The 17,434-nt window shown below is 50.2% G+C and carries 18 protein-coding genes; 16 read left to right on the forward strand and 2 right to left on the reverse strand.

Features of this window, described 5'->3' with window-relative positions; translation table 11 throughout:
- Positions 1-8: 8 nt before the first annotated feature.
- Entirely contained in the window at positions 9-971 is a 963-nt protein-coding gene (locus QW772_01165) for a glycosyltransferase family 2 protein (GenBank protein MEM0037535.1), read from the reverse strand.
- A 21-nt stretch (positions 972-992) separates the two neighbouring features.
- Between QW772_01165 and QW772_01170 the strand changes: the two genes are divergently transcribed.
- The 15 genes from QW772_01170 to QW772_01240 are packed head-to-tail and all read left to right on the forward strand — an operon-like array spanning position 993 to position 15,278.
- Positions 993-1,442, forward strand: a complete 450-nt coding sequence (locus tag QW772_01170; protein MEM0037536.1) for a hypothetical protein — start codon at positions 993-995, stop codon at positions 1,440-1,442.
- On the forward strand, positions 1,423-1,929 hold the full coding sequence (locus QW772_01175) for a DUF1616 domain-containing protein (GenBank protein MEM0037537.1): 507 nt from the start codon (positions 1,423-1,425) through the stop codon (positions 1,927-1,929). Before QW772_01170 ends, QW772_01175 begins: the two co-directional genes overlap by 20 nt.
- Positions 1,926-2,447 carry a DUF1616 domain-containing protein gene (locus tag QW772_01180; GenBank protein MEM0037538.1) on the forward strand — a complete coding sequence of 174 codons (522 nt, stop codon included), beginning with the start codon at positions 1,926-1,928 and terminating at the stop codon, positions 2,445-2,447. The genes QW772_01175 and QW772_01180 overlap by 4 nt, the downstream gene beginning before the upstream one ends.
- Positions 2,444-3,424, forward strand: a complete 981-nt coding sequence (locus tag QW772_01185; protein MEM0037539.1) for a hypothetical protein — start codon at positions 2,444-2,446, stop codon at positions 3,422-3,424. The genes QW772_01180 and QW772_01185 overlap by 4 nt, the downstream gene beginning before the upstream one ends.
- A complete protein-coding gene (locus QW772_01190; GenBank protein MEM0037540.1) occupies positions 3,405-4,532 on the forward strand; it encodes a hypothetical protein in 1,128 nt (375 codons plus the stop codon). Before QW772_01185 ends, QW772_01190 begins: the two co-directional genes overlap by 20 nt.
- Positions 4,522-6,024: a hypothetical protein gene (locus tag QW772_01195; protein ID MEM0037541.1), complete on the forward strand. Its 1,503-nt coding sequence runs from the start codon at positions 4,522-4,524 to the stop codon at positions 6,022-6,024. Before QW772_01190 ends, QW772_01195 begins: the two co-directional genes overlap by 11 nt.
- Before the next feature lie 5 nt (positions 6,025-6,029).
- A complete protein-coding gene (locus QW772_01200; GenBank protein ID MEM0037542.1) occupies positions 6,030-6,686 on the forward strand; it encodes an ATP-binding cassette domain-containing protein in 657 nt (218 codons plus the stop codon).
- Positions 6,687-6,746: 60 nt separating this feature from the next.
- Positions 6,747-8,441 (forward strand): archaeosortase/exosortase family protein, encoded by a 1,695-nt coding sequence (locus QW772_01205; GenBank protein ID MEM0037543.1) that lies wholly within the window; start codon positions 6,747-6,749, stop codon positions 8,439-8,441.
- Entirely contained in the window at positions 8,438-9,394 is a 957-nt protein-coding gene (locus QW772_01210) for a MoxR family ATPase (GenBank protein MEM0037544.1), read from the forward strand. The genes QW772_01205 and QW772_01210 overlap by 4 nt, the downstream gene beginning before the upstream one ends.
- 45 nt (positions 9,395-9,439) lie before the next feature.
- A complete protein-coding gene (locus QW772_01215) occupies positions 9,440-10,060 on the forward strand; it encodes a hypothetical protein (protein ID MEM0037545.1) in 621 nt (206 codons plus the stop codon).
- A complete protein-coding gene (locus QW772_01220) occupies positions 10,057-10,755 on the forward strand; it encodes a hypothetical protein (protein MEM0037546.1) in 699 nt (232 codons plus the stop codon). Before QW772_01215 ends, QW772_01220 begins: the two co-directional genes overlap by 4 nt.
- The gene (locus QW772_01225; protein MEM0037547.1) at positions 10,739-10,993 is read left to right on the forward strand and encodes a hypothetical protein; all 255 of its coding nucleotides are present in this window, start codon (positions 10,739-10,741) and stop codon (positions 10,991-10,993) included. The genes QW772_01220 and QW772_01225 overlap by 17 nt, the downstream gene beginning before the upstream one ends.
- On the forward strand, positions 10,990-12,777 hold the full coding sequence (locus tag QW772_01230) for a hypothetical protein (protein MEM0037548.1): 1,788 nt from the start codon (positions 10,990-10,992) through the stop codon (positions 12,775-12,777). Before QW772_01225 ends, QW772_01230 begins: the two co-directional genes overlap by 4 nt.
- Complete coding sequence (locus QW772_01235) at positions 12,767-13,597, forward strand: DUF4350 domain-containing protein (GenBank protein ID MEM0037549.1); 831 nt, start codon at positions 12,767-12,769, stop codon at positions 13,595-13,597. The genes QW772_01230 and QW772_01235 overlap by 11 nt, the downstream gene beginning before the upstream one ends.
- Complete coding sequence (locus QW772_01240) at positions 13,584-15,278, forward strand: DUF58 domain-containing protein (GenBank protein ID MEM0037550.1); 1,695 nt, start codon at positions 13,584-13,586, stop codon at positions 15,276-15,278. The genes QW772_01235 and QW772_01240 overlap by 14 nt, the downstream gene beginning before the upstream one ends.
- Before the next feature lie 170 nt (positions 15,279-15,448).
- On the opposite strand, the gene QW772_01245 is transcribed toward QW772_01240, so the two are convergent.
- Positions 15,449-16,855 (reverse strand): MFS transporter, encoded by a 1,407-nt coding sequence (locus tag QW772_01245; GenBank protein ID MEM0037551.1) that lies wholly within the window; start codon positions 16,853-16,855, stop codon positions 15,449-15,451.
- Between the two features lie 236 nt (positions 16,856-17,091).
- On the opposite strand from QW772_01245, the gene QW772_01250 reads away from it, so the two are divergent.
- Positions 17,092-17,415 (forward strand): hypothetical protein, encoded by a 324-nt coding sequence (locus QW772_01250; protein MEM0037552.1) that lies wholly within the window; start codon positions 17,092-17,094, stop codon positions 17,413-17,415.
- Positions 17,416-17,434: the final 19 nt, after the last annotated feature.

Below are 17,434 nucleotides of genomic sequence, written 5' to 3' on the forward strand. Positions count from 1 at the left end.
GCACGCATTCACTTATCGTCAACCCCAGTTTTTCCTACCTTCTCCAGGAACTCCTTCAATTCATTCACCTTGCGTAGATATCGGATCTCAGCTCTTTTCGTATATAAGGACATTATAGCCATTAAGAATGACTGAAAACCTGCTAAAGTCATCAGTATCGCGACAAGCCCTTTGAGGAAGTAATTCACTCCCACGAAGAAGTAATGGTAAGCCACATAAGCGCCCAGCGTCAGCCCAGGTATTAGAAGCATTGACCCGAAGAGGAATAACAGGTAGCTCGGGTTATACCTCCACGTGAGCCTGACCACGTCCCAGGTTATCTTGAACCCATGCACGATGCCCAATTTCTTAGTTCCCTTCCGGACTCTGTACTTTATTGGGACTTCAATTATCTTCCCTGAAGTGCTGGCTACGTGGGAGAATATCTCGGCCTCCACGCTGAAGCCCCTCATCTCATAGAAGATCTCCTTCAGCACGTCCGTCTTAACCAAGTACATTCCCGTCAGGACATCTGAGAACTTAGTGCCGTAGAGTATGTTTACGAACTTAGTGATGAACCAATTCCCGAACTTGAATACGGGATTCATCGATCCCCTCTCAAGGATCTTCCTAGAACCAAGGACGAGTTCGTAGCCCTCCCTAGCCCTGTTTAAGAGTTCAGGTATGTGCGTTGCCGGGTAGGTGTAGTCGCCGTCCATGATCAGGACGTACGGTGTCTTAATAATTTTAACGCCGGTCCTGATAGCGTCGGCCTTGCCTGAACCCTCTTGAAAGATCACTCTAACACCCTTCTCCCTGGCTACCTCCGGAGTCCCGTCGTCGCTGCCTCCGTCGACTACTAGGACGTTCTCTCTAGGAACTCCAACGGCAAGAACCTCGTCCAACACGTACCTCAGTCCGTCTGCCTCCTTAAGAGTGGGTATGATGACCGTCAGGTCATCGTATGACGTGGAACTCCCCTTATAACATATAAGTAAGGATTAAAATATTATTTGATATACGGGGTGTGCCAGCTGGAGGGCTGTTCATCAGCCGTGGCGTCAATCCTTGTTGTTACCCTCCTAATCTCCTCCATAATAGCTTGGTGTGAGACCCCTCATGAGAGATTTATCAGCATCTACTCGAGAGTCGCAGATCTTGGCAGGAAGGGTATTGATGTAAGTCAATATGTTGAGGCCCTCGATGAGGTTCTGGAGTTGTTAAAGGTCGGCGACATTAGCAGGGCTGAGGAGATTATGGACTCGATTAGCACTAATTTAAGTAGCGTTGAATCCAAGGTTGGTGAGATCCTCCTCGTAAATAATCTGAAGAGGTACGGCACGGCACTTACGTTGCTTATCACGCCGTTGCTCACGTACCTCCTACTTCCCAGAGTGTACATCTACCTGTGGTTTAGGAGCAGGAGGAAGTGGGTGATAGTTGGTGAACGTGGTAAGCGATGAGGTCTTCGCAGTAATTCTTGCACTGGTTGTGGTGGGCTCCGTCATCTCGACAGCCGCTATACTGAGGCCTGAGGTGACTGAAGCCTTCACAGCCCTAGGTCTTCTGAATAGAGAGTGTAGGATAGGGGATTATCCAGAGTACGTGATTATCGGCAGTAGCGTTGATTTATGCATGTACGTCTTCAACTACATGGGTTATCCAGTACTGGCCCAGATTAGGTATAAAGTGGGGAGTGTCAAGGATTTACCCACCAACACCACGCCAAGCGTTCTTGAAACTCTTGAGAACTTCACAGTAGTCGTCGCCCACAATAATGAGAAGCTCGTCAAAGCGAGCCTGCCCGTAATGGTTAATGGGTTACCGGTAGGTAAGAACGTAACCCTTATTTTCGAGCTATGGCTCTACGACACGAATAGGGGTGAGTGGACGTACAGTGGTAGGTGGGCTCACCTACACGTTAAGGTTGTGGAGGTTCCTGTACCATGAACGGTAAGACTCTTGAGGAGTACGTGAACTCCCTCGGCAGGGGTTATAGAAATTTAAGGAGGGCCTACGATGAAGTGGTGAGTGGCAAACTGAACATCATGGATCCGAACCCCCCTAAGGTCTTTGTAGAATACCTTCTAAGGTTCGATTATAGCACCTGGTTTTGGGTGACGATATCACTCACAATAATCACCATCGCGTCGGTTTGCCTGACGAGCCTCATCCCTCAGGCAATTTACCTAAGGTACGTTGCGGGGTCGATCTTCACCCTCTTTATAGTCGGCTACACTACGGTGGAACTCCTTTATCCGGAGGAGGGGTCTCTTAGTGACCTGGAGAGGCTCGCCTTATCGATAGGGCTCTCGCTGGCTGTAGTGCCTTTGATAGGACTAGCACTTAATTACACTCCATGGGGTATAAGGCTAGAGCCGGTTCTGACAGTGTTGACGCTGTATTCGACCCTCACAGCCTTAGGAGCTGCGTACAGGAAGTACATCAACCTAAGGATGAGATCGTGAGCTACGCACACGCGTTCAAAGTGCTAGCGCTCTCGGTCATCAGGAAGAGGCAGGCAACACTACTGCTCCTGGTACTGTTGCCTCCTGTGCTCGTATCGCTGACCCTCACGTCATCGATCGTCGCGCTGAAAACCCAGGCAGATGCTCTAACAAGGTATTACGGCGGACCTTCCTTGGTATTGAGCGACAACCAGGTAGGGGGCAAGTGCGTTCATGTGGGTTATGGGGTGCTGAGGGTTGTTGGCAATAACACGATGCACCAGCTACCAGTAGTTGCAACGGAAAGTGTTTACGAGCTGAATACAGTCCTAGCCATTAAATCACTTAACTCGAGCGTTACGTGCGTAAGTCCTAAAGCGTCGATCAGCGCTCCACTGCTTAGAGTACTTAACGCCTCCCCGGGCGTGACGCTTAACGTCTGTTTCCGCGATGAATGCCTCAGCATATGCCCGGCCTACCTGCACGTTGCAGGTCTTGAGGGTGTGGTCATAGTTGAACACTCCATCACTCAGTTGGATGGTGGATTCCTGTGCATCGCCGATTCAGCGGAGGTGAGTAGCTTAGCAGTTAGATCCCTGTTGGGGGAGCTAGCCGACTTCTCCAACCTCTATGCTTTACTACTGTTAGTGGTCTACCTTCCTCTGCTATATGTAGTCAACATAAAGGTGTTGTATGAACTCAGGCAGGAGCTGAAGGCACTTAGGTTGCAGGGTTTGAGCATTTTCAAACTAAGTACGGTCTTCACCTCGCTGGCATGCATGCTTGTCGGCCTCCTCTCCATTTACAGTGTGACATTAAGCCATTTAATCCTGTATGTAGGAAGCGTTGCACTCAGGTTCTTAAGCGACTCGTTACTCCTAGGCCCTCAGCCCTGCCTTAGCGACCTAGCACCAGCGCTATTTATGACGTTGGCGGAGGTTCCTGCCAGCTACGTAGCGTTCAGATTGGGTGAGCTTAATGCGTCTGGCGGTTCTTAAAACTCTTGTTAAGTGCTTGCCTGCAACTACACATCTAGGGTTTATAACGTTGCTGTCTATGCTTCTGTTTATGTCAATAAGTGTTTTAGGTTATGTTAACTCTCTCTACGGTCTCTACGAGGAGCTCGTGCTCGGTCCTACTGGGGAGGGTTTAGTCGTATCGAGTTATGCAGTTTCACCCCTCACCTCACTTGTGAGTGAAGTCCGTGTGCGAAGCCTACTACACAACGTCAGTGGCGTTAGCGTGGAGTTCATCGTGCTCACCCCAGCATACACCATGGGTAGGGTGGTTGTAGTAAGGGGGTTGGAGAGGGACGTACTGCTGGGTCTGACCGGCGTTGAGCTTCTCAATGATCCCTGCGTTATCGTGGGTGAGGGGTTAGCCTCTGAACTTCATTTGAAGGAGGATGACGTGCTACCTCTCTACTCGCCGTTCACCAGAGAGACGGTGTTATGCATAATCTGCTATGTTATACGTCTACCGAGCCTCCTCAACCATGAGGTGGTAACGAGTCTGGGGGTAGCTAGAACACTTAGAGGCATAGGTAGCGACTATTACTCTGTGGCTGTGTTGCGTGCAAGTAACTTAAGTTCCTTAAACACGCTAGCGGAAAGAATTGGTTTAAGCCGTGAGGAGGGGTCTCTGATTAGGAGGGCGCTCCTGATACTCGCTCAACAGGGCAGCGGCTTCAACCCCACGGTCTACAGGGATATTCCGGAAGCCTACATGGCTAGACTGGGTTTCCATAAGGATCTTATCTCCACCCTCGCTTACTCTATCGCAACGGTTGTATTGGTGAGCAATCCTCTAATAGGTGAGTGCCTTGTCAGAGCCTTGAGGTCGAGTTTAGAGGTGTTTAGATCGTTAGGTCTCTCAAGAGGCTCGCTTATCACGTTACTGCTTCTCATAGCCTTCATGTACGGGATTGTGGCATTAGCGACAGTCCTCATTATCTCAGAGCATTTGAGAGGCCTGGTGGTGTTGAGGGTCTTGAACTACGTGGTCCAGCCTAAAATAGGTCTAGAGGACGTCTCCGTGGTGTTCTCTTCAGAAATGACTCTCCTGACGTTGGGAATCGTGTGGGGGTTTAGAAAACATGCGATGTAGAGCGCTTTTACTAGTCCTGCTGACCGCCACACTACTTCGGCTCATCCCCACCCTACTCACGAACGAGCCGTTCTCAACGGATGTATGGCCCTTGATCAGGCTGAGCGAGGAGTTATTGAGGAACCCTGAGTTTAGGGTATTGAGCAGTCCATCCCTCGAAGGCTATCACGGCAGGTGGCCGGCCACCTTGCTTGAAGCCGCCATATACTCAAGGCTCACAAACCTGGAGCCTGAACTGTATTTCAGGTACGTCGGAGTTGTCATCACTTCAGCCTGCCTAGCCATACTTGTTTACGTAACAGTGAAGAGATGTGCGGGGCTCCGTAGCGCCTTATTAAGCACGATTGTCCTTACTTCAATACCGTCCTTCATAATATTCACGTCAACAGCTCTGAAGGAGGTTCACTCATATCCCCTACTGACCGTCCTCATCTTCTTGCTGGTAGTGGGAATCAGTAGGTCAGCTTTAGTCTTGACTGCCTTAACATCGCTGGCTCTAGTTATCTCACACCCCTTATCCCCACTGATGTTTATAGCCTTCATGTGTAGCTACATTTTTGTAGCAGTCGCTAAGTATTTGGGGGGTGTTGGAGATCTTCCCCTGAATCTCAGAGGTCCTCTAATATTCCTCCTCATTCTAAGCCCTGTTTACCTCACCTATATGACCGCATACGGGTGGGAGGGACTTAAGTATAGACCCGGTTTCAACGACATTCTCGTACTAGGTGCATTCAGTACTGCCCTGTACGGGTGGTATGTCCTCCTGGGGCATGGCTCGGTCGGGTTCTCAGTAATGCCTCTGATGCTTGTGGTCATCACCGTACTTGCCACTGGAACTAACTTGGTCTTCGACTGGTCGGTAGCTCTGTACGTGGCGCCGTTCATCCTGCTCCTCATACCATTACTTGTTGAGGGGGGTGAGAACTCGCCCCCGGTGCTGGCCCCGATACTCCTCCCAATAACGACCGCAACCCTCTACATAGTCCTCGCATCCCCGGTTCTAATGAGCGTACTGCATAGGGTGCTTAACTACCTTGTAATAGCCACTATTGTTGCTTCGTCCTTGCTGAGTAGGAGAGGTAGACTCCTCCATTTATACGTGACCATTGTTTTAGCGGTCTCTCTGCTCATGTCTGTAGCTACGGTTGCTAGCGTGATATGTTGCGGTGATTCGATCAGCTTCTACTGGAGATATGGTGAGGGTGAGGTTCTTGGGGTGCGTAATCTCGTCAAATTCTTCAGCGATGGTATGCTATGCGGTGACGTTAAAATGCAGTACCTTGTCGGCCGGGATCTGAGTGTGGAGATTTTATGTGGGTTTAGAGCTACGCAGGGACATACCAGGGACACACCTACATTACTCTACCTCGATAACTTCAGATTCGGGTATGTGCTGTCGCCGGTGGATGTGTATAAGATTAAGAGTATAAACCGCTTAAGCATGTCTAGAGCATTAATCTACAGTAATGTGCATGTTTTCCTCCTGAAGTGATCGCGATGATCATACTGTCGTTGAGGGGCGTTAGTAAGGTTGTTGGTGGTGAGGACGTTCTGAGGGACGTCTCCCTCACCTTAGGCTCTGGCGAGACCTTAATTGTCAGGGGTCGTAGCGGCGTCGGTAAGACGACTCTAGCTAAGATAGCCTCACTACAGCTGATGCCCGATGATGGGATGGTGGAATTCATGGGTAGCAATGTAGCCGGACTGAATGATTCAGCTAAATCTACTCTGAGGCTTAAGTATATTGGTTACGTTGATCAGGAGTTCACACTGCTTCCCCGACTCACGGTCCACGATAATGTTGAATTACCATTAGCCCTCCTTAATGTGCCGAGAAGTGAGAGACGCAGGCGGGTTGCTGAAGTGCTTAGTTACGTAGGTCTGGAGGGTCTGGGACGGAGGTATCCGAGCGAGCTAAGCGGTGGCGAAAGGCAGAGAGTGGCTATAGCTAGAGCAGTGGTTAAAACACCTAAACTACTAGTAGCTGACGAGCCGTTCTCGAATCTTGACGACGTCACATCGTCCAGAATCTTGACGTTGTTTAGGAGACTCACACATGAGTTTAAGATGGCTATACTGCTGACAACGACGGACTTAAACACTGAATACGGTGTAGGAGTGAGCAGGACCTTAGAAGGCGGGAAGCTCGTGTAGCAACTTCTCGACCTCAGTTTTTATTGATCTGAGTCTCAGTAGTTTAGGGGCTTGGGTTACGTGACGGCTAATGATTCGGGAAGCCGCGTGAGGATGTTGACAGCCGGTTTCACTATCCTCACTAGCTTCATCGCCCTCCTATCTGAATCCGCCTATAGGGGGATTGTTGAAAGCTACCTTAAACTGATGTTCGTCGAGGAGTACAACTACTTACTTGTAGTCTTAGCCTCAACACTGACCCTCTTCTACTATCTCTTCAGGAGCGTCGGTCTATCCTACGAGGTGAGGGTCAGTAAGGTTATTGTGTCGGTGTTGCTCGCTGACTTAAGCCTCATTTTTTATATTTCCTCCTTCCTGGATTTAGGGAACGCCGTCCAATATGGAAGCTTAAGTTTAGTTCTGCTTGTGTTGGCTCTCATTATCTTTATCTATAATCCACTCACGCTGAAAGACTTAATACCTTTGCTTTCGCTCTTCATGCTTGTCCCCCTGCCGACCTCGGTCATAGATTCCGTAACGCCACACTTATCAAGGTTCGTTGGTAGAGCAGTGGCCGTGCTGACTGGAGTTACATTCATCGAGAATCCTGTATACGCTCAGATAGTGGTTGTGACTCCCTCAGGCCCCGCGGTATTCAATGTTGAGATCGCCTGCACTGGTATAGTGTCACTCTTATCGGTTTTCGCTGTGATTCCGGTGGTGACGTATCTGGTTGCATTCAGTCCCTCCACTGCGAGGAGGAAAATAGTTAGCGTTGCAACGTCTCTGATGTTGGCCGTCCTCATAGGTTTTCTCGGAAATTTAGTGAGGGTCCTCCTCGTCATTTGGGGCAGTATGAGTTACGGTGTGGAGGTGGGCATGGAGTTGTTTCACTCCCCCCTCTCAATAGTTTTTTCAACGCTCTCGGTCCTCGCCGCGTTTTTTGTGGCCGACAGGTACGCGGGCTTAAGGCGCTTAACACCTAGATCCGTTGGAAGCTGGTCCAGGATTGAGTGGGGATTCGTTGCTGGAGTTCTCGCCGTGACGCTCATCTTCACCTCAGTTTACGCTGTGACACTGCATTACATAGCGTCACCCAACATTAACGATGCGTTGCGGAGGGATGGTATAGTGCTCGGTGACAACGAGCTGAGCGACTTCATGAACAATCCGCCGAGATACGTCTTCAGCGGGAGAGGGGACTTAACACTCACGCATCAGTCCTACAGCAGTTACTTGACGAGGGTCCTGGGGGCCTTCAGCGTCTATGAGGTCGTCCTTGTGAAAGATGGCGTTCCCCACTTCGGCTATGTTGAGGTAGCTGACACGCCCGGCAGGTTCCACACGTGGCAACTCTGCCTAAGGCTTCAGGGATACAGGGTCGTTAACTCGTGGAGTAGGATCTTCAATGGGACAAGGCTCTATTTCATAGAGGTTGAGAGGGACTCGATTGAGGGACTCCTAGGCTACGTCATAATGCCCGTCTTTATAGGTGATTCCAACGCGCAGGCGATAGCTTACGTCAGGGCGTCCCTGATGATGTTCTCACCGAACCTTGACGTGGGCAGGGTCGAGGGGAATTTATCAAAAGCTCTTGTGCTGGGCTCACCAGGTAGAAGTCCTAACTTAAGTCAGAGTTATACGGCGATGTTGTACTGGGCAACGCTAGCTTCCTATATCTTGACGATGATCCTGGTCGTTTACTTGACAGTAACATGGTCACCGCATTTAATCAACTCACTGAAAAACTTATTTGGCTTCTTGAAAGGGAAGTGAGGGATGAGGGGTTGGATCTCGATAACATCAAACAGATTATGAGGGACTTCATGAATGAGCTTGGGAAAGTGTATGTTGGTAAGTTGGAAACAGTTAAACTGGCAGTCACTACCTTATTCAGCGGTGGGCATCTTCTGATAGAGGGTTACCCGGGAACCGGTAAGACTCTTCTGGCCAAATCCCTCTCCAAGGCGATGGGGGGCGAGTTCAGAAGGATTCAAGGACATCCGGACATACTCCCAACAGACATTCTAGGATTTCATGTTTACAGGTTGAATGGCAGTAAGGAGTTCGTCAAGGGGCCTATCTTCACCAACATACTCATGTTCGACGAGCTTAACAGAGTCCCCACAAGGTCTCAGGCGGCCCTTCTGGAGGCGATGCAAGAGTATAGGGTGACTGTTGACGGGGTCCCTTACCCACTTCCTAAACCCTTTATGGTCATAGCTACTGAGGTCTCACCAAGAGTTGCTACAGGCTGGTATCAGATAATGGAGACGTTGGCCGATAGGTTCGCCGCCAGAGTTCCGAGCTACTACAACCCTCCCGACGAAGAGGTCGAGATAATTAAGAGGGCGGAGATGGCGGTGGATCCAGCCTTACAGCAGATTACAGCACTTGATACCGTGCTTGAGGTGAGCAGGGCCCTAGAGCACCTGATCCACCTCAGCGAGGTCGTTGTCGAGTATATCGTCAGGTTAATATCCTACTTAAGGGATCATGAAGCCGTTCTCTACGGACCCTCGCACAGGGCGTCAATACATTTAGCAATGTTAAGCAGGGCCTACGCCTCAATGAATGGAAGGGACTACGTGATCCCCGATGACGTAAAAGCTCTTGCAGTTCCAGTAGTAGCTCACAAGGTCAAGGTTAAGGAGGAGTATGAGGCGGAAGGCGTAACGCCTGAATCCCTGGTTGAGGAGGCCCTCAGGAAGGTACCAGTGCCTAAGTAGTTGATTGATATGCGGCTTGAGATAGTGAGTCTTCTTGGGGTCTGTGTGTCAAACTTGCTCACGATCTTGCTAGGACCCAGCATCTACGCCCTAGCTATAGTAGCTTTCACATTGCTCACGGTCTGCAACTTAACGTTCTACGGGATTTATAAGGGCGTGAACCCAACATTCATTCCCGCTGGACTCACTGCCGCCACGCTGGTTTACTTGATTGTTGAGTTCCTCTCATTACCTGACTTCATTGTGGAAATCCCATTGCTTGCTGTTCTATTGATGTTAGCTAGCCTTCATTGGGACTCCCTAGGTGTTAGGGGGTCTTTCAGCTACGCAACGCCTCCAGCCCTCCTAGCAGGGGTTCTGATCGGTATTTGGGTTGGTCTAGGGACCCCGCTTAGGTTCTGCCTAGCCTCTATGATAGAGACTACTTACTACAGATTGTTAAGGGAGTATTATCGGTTGGGGGGTTTTGCTCTATGCTTGACGTCCCTTCTATTCATAGCCATTTATGTGAGCCCCTTACTCAGCATTAACGTCTCTTTCCTAGCGTTTAGCCTGCTTCTCTACGTTTGTAAAGCATACCTTTTCGAGAGAGGGCTTAGCAACGCGACTCATATAGCTGATCTGGACGTGTTTCTTAAGCCTCTGGCGGCGGGGTGGCTGGCATGAACAGGAATCTACTGATTCTAGGCACTAACATCTTAGCGATATCCGCTCTAGCATTTCTCTATGGTCTCGTCACGGACAAACCCCCCTTGGTGGGGGTGGCTCTCTCATCAATTCTCATGGGGTTAGTACTACTCGTGTCGAGTTTCGCAGCCACTGAAATTATTGCTAACGCACTAATCGAGTACTCCAGGCTCCTCAGCAAAGCCCTGACAAGTATTGTGGAGGATGTGGACCTGCTCGAGTCTAAGCTTTGTGTAGTCCGGAGTGATGAAGGTTTACGGTTGATTATAGCTAAGGCGGGCAAGCTCAAGGACGTTGATCCGGGGCTAGGGGTCAGGTATGGAGGGCCTTACTTAGCAATACCGGTTGATGACGTGCTTAAGGACGTATCCCAGATTGAGGAGGTTGGGGAGGGGGTGATTGAATCTGGTTTGAATTCAGTGCTCGTCGAGTCGCTTGGTCTATGTAGTAGGGTTCTAGTAAGGCAGTCAGGGAGGTTTCTGAAGATAGAGCTGATAGAACCGAACAAAACTTTAGATAACTTCAGAGGGTTGCCTGTGAATCCCTTCAATATGTTGGTTTCTGTAGCGCTGAGTAGGATAGTGGGTAAGGACGTGATGTTAGTTGAGGCAGGGAGTTTCGCAGGGGGTGTGTACTTCACCCATGAGGTGATGGATAGTGGTGGGCCTCATTGAAAGGTTCGTAATGCTCTATACGGGCCTGACCTCCTCATTCAACGTATTACTTCTGCTTCTGAGGGAGTCAAGGATAGATGCCTACGTGGCTCTGAACATACTCTCATTTTACATTAGCTACTCCATCATGAGACCTTTCCCGAAAACGAACACTCCCGTCAAGCTGTTGCACGCGATGTTACTCACGGTCTTCATGATGATAGTGGGGATTAGGGTGTACGAGGTTCTTGTGGGATGAGGACAGCAATTCTATTATATTTAGCTACGTTGCTGATCCTCGCAGTAATCTTGCCTCAGCCCATCCAGGCCTCCAACCCAGAGCTTGTTGATTGTTCATGCTTACTGATTCTTCTTGAGAAAGCTTTGGATGCTGCGTCTTACGGAACTCCTGGAGCGGATCGGGTGCTTCATGCCCTCAGGGAAGCATCCATACCTGGTGAGCTGGGCAGGTTACATAAGGAAGTATACAGCCTATTGCTTGAGTACTACGACTACGCTGTAGCGGCTACTCAAGACGTGTTGACTAGGGAGGAGATTCAGAGGGTAGTTGCTGAATTGACTGTTCTTCAGTCTAAACTTCCCGGCAGGATTGGTCAATATGTAGGTATGTTGAGCTCATGCGCTCACGACCCAGCGATCCCCACTATGTTGAGGGTAAGCATATCCTCCAGCGTTGATAGGATAGCTGAAGAGATCATACCCCATTTAATCGACGCAGCCCTCTCCAAGCGTATGGGCTCTTCAGACACTATACACTTAGAGTTAAGTAAGGAGGCCTGCATTCCGGGGGAGGTTGTAGAGCTGAAGGTAGTGTTAGGTAACCCGGCTTTAAGGCTGGAGAGTGTTTACATCCTCACGTGGCCTTCCCTAAGCAGGGTATCGACCATCAACGTGACTCCCAGTCCTTGGGGCTATTCAGGTCTGTTCAGAATACCGAAGGCCAGTGAGTTCGTAGGTTCAACTACTAGGTCTGGGCTATCGTTAGTTGCTGTGGCGGTAGCGCGTAACGTGTCGGACGGAGGGATCCTCACAAGCTACAGACTGTTTAAGGTAGCCTATAAGGTCCCCAACATCTCCGTGGAAGCTCCTGCTACAATCCGCAGGGGTGATACCATGGTTTTAAGAATTCACTCAGATAGCAATTACAGCTCATTGATCAGATTTAACGGTATGACGGTCGGCAACATAACCTTAATCCCCGGTGTGACTCTCTACTACTTGGACACCCTTGCACTAAACGTCTCAGCCGGCGTTAACCTGATTGAGATAGTCGTGGAGCCCACGTCCGAGAGTGTTGGACTGACCGTCTCTAAGACTGTTTTGGCTGTATCTAAAACGCCTGAGGTTGAGATCGGATTCTCTGAGCCCTTTTTCACCAACGACGGGTTTCTCACACTAGTGCTTATTAATAAGAACCCGGCAGACGCTCACCTAGTGGTTAAGGTGTACGTGGGTGGGAGATTCGCCGGCGAGTACATACTTAACGACAGTCTTACGGTGAGGGCATTCGCGAGCCCTCTCCCATCCTTAATCACGGACCTGTCGGTCATTGTCGAGCCTTCAACGCCTGGCCAAGACCCCTACATTTTCAGAGATTCAGTCTTAGTGATCAACCCCGTCGCAACGTTGTTACTGGGTCTAATTTCGGTTCCCGCGGTTGTCCTCACAGCAGGTAGTGAGAAGGGAATTACACTTATGCTTCGGAGCCTCGTGAGGGGTGGCGACAGGAGTTCGAGGAGATCGATGGGAGGCCCGCACGCCTCCCTAACTAAGCCTTACATGATCTCTTCGAGAATTGCCGATCTATACTACGCAACGATTCGAAGGCTGAAGGTCTCCACACCCGAGGCTAGTGAGACGTTGAGAGAGCACTTCAGCAGAACCTTTTCGGGCATTACAGGGATTAGGGAACTTCTCTGGAGATTCCTGGTGTTAGTTGAGCTGGACTTGTACTCCAGGAGGAGGCAGAACTACGTTGAGGCATTAAAGTTGGCGGAGGAGGTGATGAGGAATGAGGATTAAGGAGTTGATCCTGGTTGGTGTTCTATTAGGTCTAATGATGGGGTCTGCCGCGATATACGTATATCCATCCACAACCAGTTACAGCATCGTCAACTACGGTGATGAAGGCCTTTCTATGCTCGCGCATGTTTTTAACGCCTCCATATCGTTGGAGGCGGACGTCTTACGTGATGTGGAGGCTTTGAAAACCGCGTACCTAATCATTCGTTCAAAAAGTGTAGCATCTAATGAAATAGAGGAAATCACGAACTTCCTCAGTAGGGGTGGTTACGTAGTGGCTTCAGGCACGCCTGAGTTCATAGGTAGTTTGATTAAACATCTGAACATCACCATGAAGGTTGAGGGCGGAACCATCTGTGACATGGTTTACAACTACGGTGATAGATTTCACCCCCTAGGTTTCTCAAGTTATTGCAATACGATTGTCGTCCCTTACGTACCTTATCATGTAGTGACTGAGGGTTTGGTGGTGTTGTCATATACTAGTAACTTCTCGTACGTGGATGTTGATGAGGACGGCTACATGGACATTAACGAGCCGCTGGGACCGTTCCCCCTGGCGGTTCTAGCTGATGTGGGTGAGGGTCGTCTGGTCTTCATCTCATCCCCGCACATCTTCACAAATAAGTTGCTCAACCTAAACAGGGAATTCATTCAATGCATCTTAGGAGGCAGGAACCTGATTATAGATCAGGCGGATGTTAGGCAATCCTTTTTAGAGTACTTTAGACTCCTAGTGAGTACCCGTGGTGTGACGTATTACATGTTCGTATTTCTGGCAATCGTTCTGAGTCTGGTGATTTACTATGTATTTAGGTAGAGTCAGCACCTTAGTTCTCGCGGCGTCCTCCCTGATGATTGTGACAGGCTTCTATAATGCGCTGACATTGGGTGATCTCATCTACATTGTGTACAGTTCGGTTGCCGCAGTGCTTTACGTACGTCTGACGGGCTTCCCCAGACTCTTGACGGGCTTGACGTGGTGTTTGCTTGCTGTAGGAGAGACCCCGCTCTCCACGCTGGCTAGCATCATCTTATCTGTTCTCACCCCTTACGTCCATGATGTAGTGGCTCGCGAACCTTTGGAGGGGTTGCTCTCCTTGAGACTGTCTTCAATAGTCCTGGTCTTTACTCCGCTCTACCTACTGAGGCCATGCACCTTGATCCCTGCCATGTCGTACGTAACGTCAATACTTGTCTTGACCACCATCTCGTACTTACATCTCTCCAGGTCGCGGGTCCTCTTAGAGAGGACTTCGTACTCAATTTATCTAGGCGAACATGCTGAGGTCACGGTTGGGGTTGATGTCCTCAACAATTCCTCGTACAGCATAGTAATCAATGACATTCCAGTGATGAGAGGCTCTACGAGGGGTTCCAACACTTTTACCGTCAGATTATCGCCTAGGACGGCAGGTGTGCACACGTACTTTCTGAAGGTTGCTTTAAGCGACTTGAGACACTTCTCGAGACTCGTCCACGGCCCATACGCGATCAGGGTGAAGGCGATCCCTAAGTCGATGGTAATAGTCAGGAGGGTTAGAGAGTTGCTGAGCAGGTATGTGTCCCTAGTTAGAACTCCGACAATATATGTGGGCAGGTTAGAACTCATTGAGAGCCACAGGGCGTCACGCGGGGGAGGCAGTGATGGTGAGGGGGCTGGGGCAAGCGTTGCCGGGGCCACCCCTCTGAGGGTGGGTGAGGGCATAGTCGGCGACATTGTTGGTGAGGAGGGCTTAAGTAGCAGTCGACGAGTCGGAGCTAGGTTTAGGTTTAGATGGGTAATCCCTACCAAGATCCTTGAATCCATTGAACGTCAGACAGTCGGGACCCTTGCAGGTGATTATGTGGGTGTTAGAGAGTATTACCCCGGCGATCACCCGAGGAGTATTCACTGGAAGAAGAGCGCCAGCATTGGGGATTTAGTGGTTAAAGTGTTTACGCACGGCAAGGAAGGCGGTGGCGGCAGGCCAAGCCTCATCGTTGCCGACTGGGATGCTTCAAACCCGCTAGAACTTGATAACCTGATACAGGCAACCTACAGCGCCTTGCTAACGGTTGATTCCACGAAAACCCTCTACTTAAGGCTCCCGAACGGGAAGATATACTTCATCAAGGGGGACTTGGCGAGTGTCTTAAACGCTCTGGACCTAATAATCCGTATCGAGGATGTTGAGGCGAGGTTCAACTACGATAGTTGGGTCAGGGAGAGGGCTCGGAGCACCATTGAAGAGCTTAAAAATGGTAAGGGTTTTCTAAAATCTCTAGACCAGTACTATAGGGCGCTGACCCAATCGATTGTCGAGGGGCTGGAGGAGCACGGGCTGGTGAAGGGCTCGAACTTCTTCATACTACATCCCCGCGCCCACACACTTAAATATACATACCTAGCACACGCCTTGAGGATGAAGGGGTATACCACGACGCGCGTCGTGAAATTACTTCAGCCGGATGAAGTTGTTGAGAAGTTAAGAGACTCGATAACTTCACTCCCACCTTGAAATGGAGCATGAGCAGGTAAGTTGTAAATCGGTAACCGGCCTTCTCCACACCCTGGAAGGTAGGGGATTCTTTTAGGCGACCTACTTGCTTGTGTTTTGCCGTCTTCACCTTGCTTCGGGTGGTGTGAATCGTGAGTTGGCCAGTATTTCACGCTGATATAGAGTCGTCCTCAGCGTTGGGGACTCGTCTGCTTTCTCCTGAACCTGGTGAGTGTGAAGGGTATGGCTGAAGCCATCACTATAGCTTGAACTAAGAAGGACTTACCGAGTGCTGTGGCCATGCTGTTTGCGTAACCCTCGACGTCCACTAGCTCGCCGGATATTATGATCCGAGTAGCTACATCGTACGGGATGTACTGAATTAGGGTTAGGACAGCCATGTTGAGGCTGGCTAGGAAGCCTATGTTGAACGTGAGCATCCTGAGTGCTGATGCTACGCCCCTCTTGTCCGGCTCCACAGCACTCATTATAGAGCTTGTGTTAGGCGCTGTGAAGGCTCCAGTCCCAATCCCGAGAAGCACGGTCGCCAGTATGGTGGTGGTCAGACCGGCGTCGGCAGTGACTTCCGAGAGCATGTAGAGCGATATTGATGAAACGACCAACCCGGCGAGCGTTACGGGGGCGTAGCCAACCTTATCCGACAGCCTGCCACCTATAACTCCGAAGATCAGGAAGGTTGCCTCGAAAGGCATGATTGCCAGACCCGTGACTGACGCGGAAACTCCTTTAGCGACTTCCAGGAGGAGCACCAGTAACGTCAGGGTTGAGCCGAACCCAAGGGCGTAGAGTAGCTGGGCTATCAGACCTCCCGTGAACTGCCACTTCCTGAACACGGTGAAGTCCAGTGAGGTGCACCGAGCCCTCATCTCCCAAGCCACGAAGGCAGCTAGCGATGATAGCGTAGCAATCACTAGAAGCACGCTCAAACCCCAGGATATGCCGCTGAGCAGGAGGGTCAGGTACATGAGGAGGAAGAAGGTGAAGGCGGTGAATGATGTGAAGCCGCCGACGTCTAGGCAGGGCGGGCGCGTCCTAGAGTACGTCTCACGCAGGACTTTAGCACTCCATAAAAGTGCCGCAAGACCTACGGGCACGTATGCTAGGTAGAGCCACCTCCATCCCAGCGAGTCTATCACGAACCCGCTTATGGATAGGCCGAGCAGCGCGCCAACCCTCCACGCAACTTGGTTAACGCCGAGCCACGTCCCCAGAACATTGCCGGGCACGTTATCTGTGAGTATAGTTATGCTGAGAGTCATTAGGAAAGCCCCTCCCACGCCCTGAATTATCCTGGAAGCGATGAGGAGAACGGGACTGCCGGCCAGCCCCGCGGTGAGGGCCGCCACTGAGAATACCAGAAAGCCTATGTTGAACAACTTAATCCTGCCGTAGAGGTCTGCCAGACCACCAACTATAAGCTGTATGATGGTGGAGCCTATCATATAGCCCTGAACAATCCACAACATCTCGCCGACGCTAGCGTTCAGCTCACGGGCAACTATAGGGAAGCCAACCATAGCCAGCCTTGAATTCAACCCTGTCAGGAATGAAGCGAGGGTTGTAACGGACAGTACCATCAAAATCCTCCTGCGCTCACTGCTTGCCGACATACCCCGCATCGCCTCAAAGCGTTCGGACGAAGGAGTGTCCGCAGAACATCACACCCATACCCGATAACATAGTAGGAACGCAGAACTATATAAGCTAGGGGTTTAAGCCAGTTTAAACATGTCCAAAACACCTTCGGGGATCTATCCCTCCGATGAGGAGTATTTAAATATAGCGAGACCTCATAACATAGGTGGGGATTGTCTTGAGTTTGGAGAGCCTGTTAAGCGAGGTTTTAGCGGATCCTAAGGTATCTGCCGTTATACTCGTTCAGTTCCTCCTGGGGCTAGGTCTAGGCTACATTGCCGTTAAAGTGCTTAAGTACATAATAGCCTTCATAGCAATACTCGTCTTAGGGACCTTCCTCTCAATATGGTCTCTGGGCGGATCCGTGGAGAACACCCTCTCCACGTTTGGGGAGCTCGCTAATACTGCAAAGAACTTCATAACGATATTAGGACTAATGACGGTTGGGCCTGTCTCCATAGGCTTTATAGTTGGTGCATTACTAGGGTTACTCAGGAAGTAGGGTTTTTAGTTAAACAAAA

Origin of the sequence: Zestosphaera sp. (assembly GCA_038727705.1) — an archaeon.
In the GTDB taxonomy this organism is placed as follows: domain Archaea; phylum Thermoproteota; class Thermoprotei_A; order Sulfolobales; family NBVN01; genus Zestomicrobium.